The organism is Bacillus sp. JJ1533, assembly GCF_036965045.1.
GTDB lineage: Bacteria > Bacillota > Bacilli > Bacillales > Bacillaceae_L > Ferdinandcohnia.
In genome coordinates, this window is record NZ_JBALOV010000039.1 from 68601 (window position 1) to 80426 (window position 11826).

Consider the following 11826-nt stretch of genomic DNA (forward strand, 5'->3'; position numbering starts at 1 on the left):
TTCCCCCTTAAAAAATTTTTATATTATTCTCCTAATAGAGATTAATACCTAGCCTATTTTGATTTTTTATTACGCATGACGTCCGCATAGACTGCGACTAAGATTACTGCTCCTACGACTACTGTCTGCCATTCTTGAGGTACAGATAAAATTCGAAGACCGTTTGTAAGAACACTCATAATTAATGCCCCAATGACAGTTCCTAAAATGGTTCCCTTTCCACCACTTAATGAAGTACCGCCAATTACAACAGCTGCAATCGCTTCCAATTCATACCCCTGACCTAGAGCAGGTTGTGCTGAATTTAAGCGAGAGGCCATTAGGATCCCGGCTACCCCTGTAAATATTCCAGCAATTACATAAACAACAACTTTCCATTTATTAACGTTCACGCCTGATAGTCTTGTAGATTCCTCATTGCTTCCAATCGCAAATGTATATCTTCCTATCACAGTCTTGTTTAAAAGAATGGCTCCAATAATGGCCATTAAAAAGAAAATTACGACTGCATTTGGAACTCCTGGAATGATATTGCCCATCGCAATCTTTGTAAAAGCCGGATATTCGGTGAAATATATTGGTGCTGCCCCTGATATTACTAGGGCTAAACCTTTGGCAATCATCATCATTGCGAGTGTTGCAATAAATGGTGGAATTTGCATTCTCGCAATAACAAAACCAGCAATAAAACCAGCCAATGCTCCAGTTAAAATCCCCCCAACAACTCCAACAATTATGGGCAACCCCATACTTGAAATAAAGATCCCTGTCATGACGGAACATAATGTCATAACCGTTCCAACCGATAAATCAATTCCACTTGTAATAATGATAAATGTTGCACCTAATGCCAAAATTCCTATTACAGAAGTTGAGAGCAATATTCCAATGATATTTTCAAATTGGAAGAAATTTGGCGATGCTAATGAAAAAATGATGATAAGAACTATTAAACTAGCAAAAGCTAAAAATTGCTGAATGGCATTTGATTTTAATTTAAGATTTTTCTTCTCGTCAATTACAACTTGTGAACTCATGTTTTCACTCTCCCCTTTAGAAAAAACCTTGTTTCCCTTATCTAGCTAACAGCACGCTTAGTTGCGAGATTCATAATCGTTTCTTGATTAACATTTTCATCGTTAATCAGTTCTCCAGTGATTCTTCCCTCACACATAACCATAATCCTATGGCTCATTCTGAGTATTTCTGGAAGTTCCGAAGAAATCATAATGATTGATTTTCCTTGTGCGGCTAATGTATTTAATAGTTTATAAATTTCATCTTTTGCTCCAATATCGATTCCTCGTGTTGGTTCATCAAAAATTAATATATCAGAATCCCTTGTTAACCACTTTCCAATTACAACCTTTTGTTGATTACCACCTGAAAGGTTTTTAACCATTTGGTTTTCTGATGGTGTTTTAATTTTTAATAAATCTATCATTTCAGTCGCTTGATCACTAATTTTTGAGCCCTTCATAAATCCGAGACTTACAAAGTCTTTCATAGATGCTATCGCCACGTTTGCTTTTACATCCATTTCAAGCATCAAACCAAATTGTTTTCGATCTTCAGAAAGATAACCAATCCCGTTCTGAACAGCATCAAACGGGCTTTTAATTTTTACCTTTTGTCCTTTGATAAAAATTTCACCTGATTCTAATTTGTCTGCCCCAAAAATTGCTCGCGCAACTTCGGTCCTTCCCGCGCCCATTAAACCTGCAAAACCGAGTATTTCACCTTTTCGAAGTTCAAAGCTCACATTTTTAACCATTGAGCCACTATTTAAGTTTTTTACTTCAAGGATTTTTTCTGTGTCTTCTCCCATTATTACTGGTTTTTGATTTTGTTTGATTTCTCTTCCAACCATCATCGAAATAATTTGGTCAATGCTTACATCCTTTGTTAAAGCCGTACCAATATAGGTTCCATCTCTCATTACCGTTACCCGGTCTGTGATTTTCTTTAATTCTTCCATTCGATGGGAAATATAAATGATTCCAACCCCGTCACTACGGAGTTTTCGAATCATCGTAAATAACGAATCAATTTCAGAATCAGTTAAAGCTGCTGTCGGTTCATCCATAACTAAAATCTTTGAATCAAATGAAAGCGCCTTTGCAATTTCAACCATTTGTTGCTTGGCTACCGATAAATTCTCAACTTTGTCACGGGGGTTTAAATCCATATGTAGACGGTCAAAAAGACTTTGGGTCATTCTGTTAAGCTTCTTTTCATCTAGAAATAAATTAAAACCTATTTTGGGTTCTCTTCCTATAAAAATATTTTGAGCCACTGTAAGGTCCGGGGCTAAATTAAGTTCTTGATGAATAATACTAATTCCTAAGTCCTGTGCAGTCTTGGTGTCTGTGACGGTTATTTCTTGCCCTTTGTAGATAATTGTTCCTTCATCTTTTTGATAAATGCCTGTTAAAATCTTCATTAGAGTAGATTTTCCTGCACCGTTTTCCCCTAGAAGAGCATGAACTTCACCACTTTTCAATTCAAAGTCAACATTTGACAATGCTTGTACTCCAGGAAAAGCTTTACTGATTCCCTGCATTTTAAGTATTAGATCATCCATAATCCCACCTGCTTTCTCTCGTAGTGCAATCGCTTACAAGTCCTAAAATTAAAATACAAATTAAACAGACATAAACAAACACTTAATTATCTTTATTTATTTTTATTTTATTTTAAAAGCAAAACAAAATCAAGGAATTTTTTAAATATTTAAACTCTATTACTATAAATGCATTCTATCGGATCATTTTTCTGATTTAATCGATTTCATGTTATTACTTTTCATCAACGACTACACCTTTTTTAAGAATAATATTTGCATATAGAGCACTTTCACCTGTTGCAACTATAGCATAGGCGTTTTTTGATCTTTCATAAAATTCAAATCGCTCAACCATTTCAAAGGATCCAAAACTTTGATTATATTTTTGTATCGTTTCGCTAAACTCCTCCCAAATAGTCGGAATGTAAGTGTCACCTTCCACAACGTTCATTAACGTAACTGATTTTTCACTATATGTATCTAGTGGAAAGAATTTTAATATAGCCTCTAATATTTGGGTCACACCATGCCCATCACATCTTACTAATGTATTTGCACATGAAGCAGCTGGAAAATTACCATCTACTAAAACAATTTCATCACCGTGCCCCATTTCCATCAAAACCTTCATTAGTTCCGGACTAATAATTTTTGGAATTCCTTTTAACATGTTCTCATCCCTTTCAAATGCTCATAAACTACTAATCTCATCCAATTTATACAACCTAACTATCACATGAAAATTCACAACACTAAAAGTTTTTATAATCAAAGGGGCTAATGCCCCCTATTAGTTATCTTGTAAAAGCCGCCGGTACGCCACCATCAACAGTTAACATACAACCAGTTGTTTTGTCTGATTTTGATGATGCAAAGTATGCAATAGCTTCAGCAATGTCAGATGGATAGATGTTTACAAGTAATGTTGTACGTTTGCGATAGTGCTCTTCTAATTGGTCTGGGTGAATTCCGTATGCTGCAGCACGTTCTTCACGCCATCTTGAACCCCAAATTGCTGAACCTTGCAAAACAGCATCTGGTAAAACAGAGTTTACACGAATGCCATATTGTCCACCTTCAGCAGCAATACAACGTGCAAGATGTGTTTCAAGTGCTTTTACTGAGTTGTATGCTGCTGCATTTTTACCAGCATAGACAGAGTTCTTAGATCCAACAAAAACCATGTTTCCGCCGATACCTTGTTGCTTCATTTGCTTGAATGCTTCACGAGCAACTAAGAAATAACCCGTACCTAATACATTCATATTTAAATTCCACTCTTGAAGAGTTGTTTCGTCAATTGGGCTTGATGTAGCAAGTCCCGCATTGTTCACAATGGTATCTACACCACCGAAATGTAAGGCTGCTTGATCAAATGCTGCTTGAACCATTTCTTCTTTTGTTACGTCCATTTTTACTGCAAGTGCGCGATTTGCACCAAATGTTTCGTTAATTTCTGCAGCCACTTTTTCCGCACCATCAAGATTAAGGTCCGCAAGAACAACATGTGCACCTTCAGATACTAAGCGGCGAGCAGTTTCACTGCCAATACCACCAGCACCACCCGTGATGAATGCTACCTTTCTTGAAAATTCAGCTTCAGCTGGAGCCAATGTTAACTTGTATAATTCTAACGGCCAATATTCCACATTATAAGATTCGTTTTCACTTAAAGAAACAAAGTTTCCAAGAGTAGTAGAACCCTTCATAACAGCAATTGCACGATGGTATAATGCACCACTTACTCTTGAATTGTTAACGTCTTTACCTGTGTTCACCATTCCTAATCCTGGAATTAAGATTACTCTTGGTGCAGGCTCAAACATTTTATCACCCTCGTTTTTATTGCGTTCAAAGTATTCTTTGTAAGAAGTTTTAAAGCTTTCTACTCCCCCTTGGATAGCAGAAATTAATGCTTCAACGTCTTTAGTTTGTGGATCCCATTCTACATAAAGTGGTGTCATTTTAGTATGAACAAGGTGGTCTGGACATGCTGCGCCGATTTGTGAAAGATCAGATGCATTGTGACTATTAACAAATTGAAGAACGTCTTCACCACGATCATACGTTAAAAGCATTTTCTTTTCTTCGCTAACCGCTCCGCGAATGACTGGCATTACTTTTGCTAGAATACTAGTTGCTTCTTCATCAGAAAGAGATTTATATTTTTGACCACCAAATACGGAAGCTTCATCGACTTTAGCATTTATGTAGTTCTCAGCCTCATTAATGATTTCAATTGTTTTTGCGTATGCTTCTTCAGATGTTTCGCCCCATGTTACAAGTCCATGCTTTTCCATTAGAACCAGTTCTGCATTTGGATTGTTTTTTACACCTTCAGCAATCATTTTTGAAAGTGTGAAGCCTGGACGAATATATGGAACCCAAACATAACGATTACCAAAAATCTCTTCGGCAATATGTTTACCATTGTCCGCACAACAGATGCTGATAATTGCGTCTGGATGTGTGTGATCCACATGTTTGAATGGTAAGAATGCATGTAATAATGTTTCAATTGATGCTCTTGGGTGTTTGCTGTCAATCATACAATGTGAAAGGTAGGCTACCATATCTTCATCAGACATTTCATCACGTTCAATTAAAGGAAGGATGTCATCTAAACGCAAACCTGTAAAATTATGCGCTTTCATATTAGCTAAATCTGAACCACTTCCTTTTACCCACATTACCTCAATATCACGTCCGCGGAAATCCTTCTCAATTGTTTTCATAGAAGTGTTTCCACCGCCCCAATTACATACGGCACGATCAGATCCGATTAAATTTGACCGATAGACTAGTTCTTCTACACCTTTTTCAATCTGTAATGCTTTATTTGAATCCCAGTAATTTCGAACCATTTGAATCCCTCCGCTTTATTAATAGTTATCTTTTGTTTTATTATAATATATATTTGTTTATTTTTGAATATAAAAGTTTAATGTTTGTTTATATTTGTTTTGACCAAAAAGAAAAGAACCATCCCATTAGAAGGGAGGTTCTTTATTTAAGTGCTTCTTCAACAACCACAATTATCTGGCTTATCCATTAAAGCAATATCGACTTCACCAATTTTTGTTACTTCAAAGCCATTCTTTTTAAACTCCTCATAGTCAAATGCATCTAACTCATCACATGCGAGTTTATGAAATTCATAAAAGTTTGGCCACCATTCGTAACCATCTCCCAAATTATTGTTTAAGAAAGCATCGGCAATTTCTTTTCCCATTTGGGGAGCTACATAAAATGCTCCCATTGCTAGTACATTTACGCCATTTCCAGTAACTGCCCGTAAGGCAGCTGGTACACTTTCGACAACTCCCGCATGTACTCCAGGACATTTACTAGCAGCAATATGAATTCCCATTCCAGTGCCGCAAAATAATAATGCCTTTTCAAATTCACCTTCAGAAATTTTTGCTCCTACCTTCAATCCAATCCTATGAAACATTTCTGGATTCTCTTCATCCGCAGATTTAACTCCGATATCTGTTACTTTCCATCCCTTGTTAATTAAATAATCAACAACCGCTTCCTTTAATGGAAATCCCGCAAAATCTGCCCCTACTAACACATGCTTTTCTTTTGTTGATTTCATTAATATCACTCCCTTAATCTAGATATCTCCTAATCCTTAAATAATAAAGACAATATTAAATACTGCTTTTTATTTTTTTAAATAGTATACTAAATTCGCCCAAAATTTCGAGTAGTTTTCCCAGTTTAAAAACTCTAATGAACCCCAATGAGGGGAGCAGTCACTGGCAAAGGCCGCTGTTTTTCCATCAAAATACTTTCCGAGTACGAGAATAGGATCATTATCATAACTTAGTAACTCAAGAGTATTCTCTTTTGCTTTGAATTTATTATATCCAAGTAATTTAGGCCACTCTTCGAATTCTTCAGTTATTGGATGTTTTTGAGATGTAACCGGTGAAAAACCTTCAGGAACTTCAACACGATCATCATTATCTAATAACTCCACCGGCAACACTTCAGTTAGAGGAGAATTTTGGTAATTTGCTTTTCCTTCAATCCCTGAAAATGATAAATAACCACCAATCATTAACAATCCACCACCTTGTTTAACGAAATCCCTAATTAACTTTAGGCTATTTGGTATAATCTCCATTTGGTAGAATGTCTTGTTTTGAAGCAAAAATGTATTCGCACCAACATCACTTATAACTATTCCATCATATTTAAGGAGTTCATCAATAGTTTGTGGAAATTTAAATTGTATTTCATGAGAAGGCATATATGTAACCTCAATTCCTTCTTCCTTTAAGCATTCCAACAAATATGTGGCCCCTTCCTCATATTTAGTTGAAGTAAAACTATCATATCCTTTTGTATGGATCATATGAACTACCCATGATTCTCCGATAAATAATAATTTCACTATAATTCACTCCAAGTTAAATATTTGGTACATCTAAATTGTTCAGAAACTAATATACTAAAACTTATTTAAATACAGTCAATTTAATAGGCATCCATGTTAATACCTAATTATTGTTGCTTCAACAATCTAGTTTGCTCTCTTTTATGAATGTAGTAATTAAAAATCAGAACTAGAATAAGAACTCCCCCCCAAATAATGTCCCGATAAAAATTACTTACATTTTGGAACATATTAAGGCCTGATGACAAAAATTGTAGAATAATCACCGCTACTACTACTCCCTGAACGTTTCCAGACCCGCCTTTTGGATTAATCCCCCCAAGAACCGCAATCAATACACATTGAAGGGTATATTCCGCTCCGTAATCAGCGTTAACTGAATTTGAACGTGCCATCATGATTAACCCTGCAATCGCAGATAATGCTCCAGAAATCATATATGTGCGTAAAATAATCCATGTGTTACTTAGGCCCGAAAGACGTGAAGCCTTTTCATTTGTCCCAAATAAATATAACTGTAATCCAAATTTTGTTTTGCTTAAAATAAATCCAGTAATAATTGCAAAGATGACAAAAACAATTAAAGGTAGCGGTATAAAACCAAAGATATTAGAATTACCTATTTTAGAATAAATAATCGGTAATCCACTTATAGACCTTCCTTCTGTAAATACAATGGCAATCCCAGAAAATAATTGGTATGTACCTAATGTTGCTAAAATCGCTGAAATCCTGAATTTTGAGATAAGAATTCCATTAATTGCACCAGCAAACACACCAACAAAAATAGCAATAATCACAGCCAGTATCATCATTTCTATAGAATAAATCTGCGAGGCCCCTGGTGGTATAGTGGCAATCAAAAACTTTGCAGCTATTATTGCTGATAGATTTGCAATCGCAACTACAGAAAGATCAATTCCACCAGTAATCATTGTTACACTGATTGCTATTGCTAATAGTCCATATTCGGGAAATTGTTTGGCCATCGAAATGAAATTATCACTTCTTAGAAATAGATCCGGCTTTAGTAATGATATTAGTACAAAAACAAAGACCATCATTAAGAAGAGTCGAAATAGGTTTTTATCCTTATTGATAAACTCATTAATTGTCATATTAAATGTTTGCTTTTGCTTTACTAGGTTCGGCATAAACTAAACACTTCCTTGCGCTTCTTTTTGAATATTTGTTACGCGTTTTCTGGACTTCATAACCTGGTAAGCGGAAATTCCAGTACCAATTATAATAATTGCTCCTGTAAAGATTCTTTGCCAATACGTAGGAATTCCAATCAGAATTAAACTGTTTGACATAATAGTCATCAGGATGACCCCTAACATCGTTCCAGTAAGTGTTCCCGTACCGCCGGTTAATCTTGCTCCCCCTAAAACTACTGCAGCAATAACAGTAAGCTCCATACCTAACATACTTGTTGGCTTAGCTGTCAACATCATAGATGCCTGTGCGACACCCGTTATACCTGATAGAACCCCAACAAAACAGTATACAAAAAAGTGAATAGCAAATACGTTAAATCCAGCACGCTGAGCTGATATCTCATCGCCACCGACTGCATAAATTCCTCGACCAAGCATTGTATATTTCATAATAAAAAATGCGACTAAAAGTAAACCAATTAATAGCAAGACAGTAACAGGCATGTCTGAGCTTATACCTAACTGTTCATTGTTTGCTGTAAATAGCTTCGCTTTCCCATGGTCTAGCATAGGCTGAGGTATATTGATCTGAGATGCAGCCAACGGCCCAAGCATTATTCCTGTAAATAAACTTGTAGTTCCAAGAGTGACAATAAGTGTTTGAAATTTGAATTTTGCTATTAATATTGCATTAATTGCCCCTAGCAATAATCCAAATACTCCTGCAGTAGCATAAATCACCCAAACGCTACCTTGATAATCCATTTGAAGGAATATTAGGGTTGTTGCATACATAGACAGTGAAGATAATGCTGGGAAGGAAACATCAATGCCCCCCGATATCAGTACCATATAACACCCAATTGCAAACATTCCTGGAATAATCAATGACCGTACCAGATCAACCAAGTTATTGCCTGTAAGAAATTGACCACTACGAATTTCAACTAAAGCAACTAAAAGAATGATTGTAATCAAAATATAAAATTCTGTTTTTTTTGTAACCTTTTTGAGATTCATATTTTACACCCCTGTCTAACTTATACTAGTTGACAATTCAGCGAGTTGCTTTTCATTTGTATCAAGAGCATTTAAAGTCTGAGCAACTTTTCCATCTTTCATTACTAATATGCGATTGCAGTTTTGTAGTATTTCAGGTAAATCGTCCGAAATGATAATAACAGCAAGTCCTCTTTCTGCTAATTCTCTTATTCGAGCATGAATATCATATTTTGAACCAATGTCTACTCCGACTGTAGGACCATTAAGTATGAGAACGGAGAGATTAGTTGCTAACCATCTTGCAAGGACAACTTTTTGTTGGTTTCCACCCGAAAGTGTCTGCACAGGTCTAACAGCATTATTGGTTCTAACAGAAAGATCATTTATCCATTTCTCAATCTCAGTATCTATATCTCTGTTTTTTAAAATACCAGTTTTAGACGAAAGCTCATCCAGCTTGGAAACGGCAATATTATTAGTAATGGACTGACTTAAAAACAAGCCTTCTGTCAGTCTATCGGGTGGAACATAACCAATTCCACTTTTTATAGCATCTTTTACTTTTTTGAATTTTACGTGTTTACCATTTACCTTTATCTCACCAAAGTTAGGAGAGTATATCCCAAATAACGTTTGAACTAATTCGTTTCGCCCTGAACCAAGAAGACCTGTAATACCTAATATTTCGCCTTTTTTCAATTCAAACGAAACATCTTCAAAAGCATGAGTTAGAGTTAAATTTTTCACTTCCAAAACAGGCTCTTCACTAATATTTTTAGGCTGATAATATTCTGGTGTGAATTCTCTTCCCGTCATATAAAAAGCAAATTTCATGTCATCAAGCTCGCTTGTTTTCCCAGTGTTTACTCTTTCACCACTACGCATGATTGTATAGCTTTCTGATATTTCAAATACCTCATCAAGCTTATGTGAAACAAAAAGGATTGCGATCCCTTGGCTTTGAAGGTTCTTTATTACCTGAAAGAGAGCTTTAACTTCTTTTTTATTTAATGACGTAGTTGGTTCATCCATAATAATTAACTTTGCATCATTCAAAAGAGCCCTACAAATAGCAATTAACTGTTTATCTGCAACCGAGAGATTTTCAACAATCTCTTCAAGATCAACCTTAAAATTTATTTTACTTACTGCTTCCTCAGCGATTTTTCTGAACCGCTTATAATTTACTAGTTTACGTTTATTCATAAGCTCCATATTTAGAGCTAAATTTTCCATAACTGTTAAATTAGGGAAGATTGAAAAGTCCTGATAGATTACCTGTACACCTTGACGTATAGCTTCCATCGGGGTAATCTCTGAAAATCTTCTTCCATTAAATTCAAGACTACCTTCATCCGCTTTATAGAAACCAGAAATGATTTTTATTAATGTTGATTTTCCGCAACCATTCTCTCCAGCAAGACAATGAATCTCACCTTTTTTAATCTCCAAATTAACTCCTTTTAAAGCCTTTACTCCTCCAAATGATTTCTTGATATTTTCAACTTTAAGAATGAAATCCGACATTTCAGTTCGTCCTTTCATCTTACTAATATTAAATTTCTCTGATTAGGTTCAAGCCTGCAATTACAATTAATATACAAGGGAGACATAATCCGTCCCCCTTGCAGATAGGTTAGAAAAGTTTAAAATCCAAAAGAATCCACATTATCTTTATTAACCTCTATCCAACCTTCACCGTATAATACTTTATCGGAGCCCTCAACAAATTGCATATTGTCATATCCTGGAACCCCTAAATCTAATCCATTTTCAATAGACTCTCCACGAAGAATTTTAGTTGCCAATGTAAGCATTGCATACCCTGCATCTTTTGGATCCCATAGAGTAGCCGTACTCATAGAGCCATTTTTCAGATACTGCTTTACTTCATTAGGCATACCAGTTCCAGCAGTGAATTTTTTACCTACTAAACCAAGCTCCTCGTATGCTTTTGCAATTCCTGGACCATCATAAGATCCAGTTCCCATAATTCCTTTTAAATCAGGATATTTTTTCAATAGCTCCTTTGCTCTTTCATATGAACGTTCCTGATTGTCTTCTGATTCTACACGTGGTTCCTCTTCAAGTAAGGTCATATTAGGGTACTTCTCTTTTTGCCATGCAACGGCTGCATCTGCCCATTCATTATGAGATGCATTTGTAACGTGACCCACCATTGTAGTATACAAACCTTCTTCTCCCATAGCCTTAGCGAGATTATCCATAATGAAAGCTCCATAACCTTTGTTATCAAAAGCTTCAATGTCATACATTGTGTTCTCCTGAGTTGAGCCTTCGTGTGTTACAACAACGATCCCTTTATCCAATGCTTCCCCCAAAACAGGTTCTAACGCTGCTGGATCTACTGGAACAATAGCTAATGCATCAACCCCCTGAGCAATAAGGTCTTGAATTACTTGCACCTGCATTGCTGCGTCGGTTTTAGCAGGACCTTTTTGGAATACATTTAGCCCAGTATCTTTTGCATATTGCTTTACGCCTTCTTCCATACGAACAAACCAAGCATTTGTACTATCTTTAGGAACGAGTGCAATTGTCCAATCCTTTTCGTCTTTTTCAGATTTACCTGGAGTCTCAGAAGATTTGCCGGATGAATCACCACTACCGCTGTTACTGTTTCCGGTACTACTGCTACTACATGCCGCAAATACTAGTACAATACAAGA

At 36.0% G+C, this 11826-nt stretch carries 10 protein-coding genes; all 10 read right to left on the reverse strand.

Annotation, left to right across the window (positions count from 1 at the left end):
• Positions 1 to 53: 53 nt before the first annotated feature.
• Positions 54 to 1037, reverse strand: coding sequence for an ABC transporter permease (locus tag V7138_RS20965; protein ID WP_335401188.1), 984 nt, complete (start codon positions 1035 to 1037; stop codon positions 54 to 56).
• Positions 1038 to 1078: 41 nt separating this feature from the next.
• Positions 1079 to 2584 (reverse strand): sugar ABC transporter ATP-binding protein, encoded by a 1506-nt coding sequence (locus V7138_RS20970; RefSeq protein WP_335401190.1) that lies wholly within the window; start codon positions 2582 to 2584, stop codon positions 1079 to 1081.
• 214 nt (positions 2585 to 2798) lie between these two features.
• The gene (locus V7138_RS20975) at positions 2799 to 3236 is read right to left on the reverse strand and encodes an RbsD/FucU family protein (protein ID WP_335401193.1); all 438 of its coding nucleotides are present in this window, start codon (positions 3234 to 3236) and stop codon (positions 2799 to 2801) included.
• Between the two features lie 124 nt (positions 3237 to 3360).
• On the reverse strand, positions 3361 to 5430 hold the full coding sequence (locus V7138_RS20980) for a bifunctional aldolase/short-chain dehydrogenase (RefSeq protein WP_335401194.1): 2070 nt from the start codon (positions 5428 to 5430) through the stop codon (positions 3361 to 3363).
• 158 nt (positions 5431 to 5588) lie between these two features.
• Positions 5589 to 6167: an RpiB/LacA/LacB family sugar-phosphate isomerase gene (locus tag V7138_RS20985; protein WP_335401196.1), complete on the reverse strand. Its 579-nt coding sequence runs from the start codon at positions 6165 to 6167 to the stop codon at positions 5589 to 5591.
• Between the two features lie 69 nt (positions 6168 to 6236).
• On the reverse strand, positions 6237 to 6971 hold the full coding sequence (locus V7138_RS20990) for a glutamine amidotransferase (RefSeq protein ID WP_335401198.1): 735 nt from the start codon (positions 6969 to 6971) through the stop codon (positions 6237 to 6239).
• Between the two features lie 110 nt (positions 6972 to 7081).
• Complete coding sequence (locus V7138_RS20995) at positions 7082 to 8128, reverse strand: ABC transporter permease (RefSeq protein ID WP_335401199.1); 1047 nt, start codon at positions 8126 to 8128, stop codon at positions 7082 to 7084.
• Positions 8129 to 8131: 3 nt separating this feature from the next.
• Positions 8132 to 9154, reverse strand: coding sequence for an ABC transporter permease (locus V7138_RS21000; RefSeq protein ID WP_335401201.1), 1023 nt, complete (start codon positions 9152 to 9154; stop codon positions 8132 to 8134).
• Positions 9155 to 9169: 15 nt separating this feature from the next.
• Entirely contained in the window at positions 9170 to 10663 is a 1494-nt protein-coding gene (locus tag V7138_RS21005) for a sugar ABC transporter ATP-binding protein (protein WP_335401203.1), read from the reverse strand.
• 119 nt (positions 10664 to 10782) lie between these two features.
• The coding region (locus V7138_RS21010) for an autoinducer 2 ABC transporter substrate-binding protein (protein ID WP_335401205.1) at positions 10783 to 11826 on the reverse strand (1044 nt) is incomplete at its 5' end.